1 pseudogene is annotated in these 313 nt (G+C 60.4%); it reads left to right on the top strand.

Annotated elements, in window-relative coordinates:
- A pseudogene (locus EN807_RS34090) lies at positions 1-292 on the top strand (glycerol 3-phosphate ABC transporter); the annotation flags it as partial.
- Positions 293-313: the final 21 nt, after the last annotated feature.

The raw sequence follows: 313 nt of genomic DNA, 5'->3' as shown, positions 1-313 counted from the left end.
GATGACGAAGTCCGGCTTCGAATACATGAAAGCCAACGGCTTCTACGACAAGGCGCCCTACAAGGGACGTGAAGTGGCGATCGCCAGCCTGACCGCTTCGGAACCGACCGAGATCACCCGCGGCATCCGCCTGGGCAATTTCACCCAGATCCGCGCCGAGTTCGGCACCCAGATGCAGGCGATCTTCGCCAACAAGGTCAGCGTCCAGGAAGGTCTCGATACGCTGGTCAAGAACGGCGATGCCATCCTCGACCGCTTCCAGCAGACCTATCCGAACAAGACGCTACCCTGATCCGGATACTGGAACGGCCGC

This window comes from Mesorhizobium sp. M5C.F.Ca.ET.164.01.1.1, assembly GCF_004792125.1.
Lineage (GTDB): Bacteria > Pseudomonadota > Alphaproteobacteria > Rhizobiales > Rhizobiaceae > Mesorhizobium > Mesorhizobium wenxiniae.
This window is presented reverse-complemented; position numbering and strand designations above follow the sequence as displayed.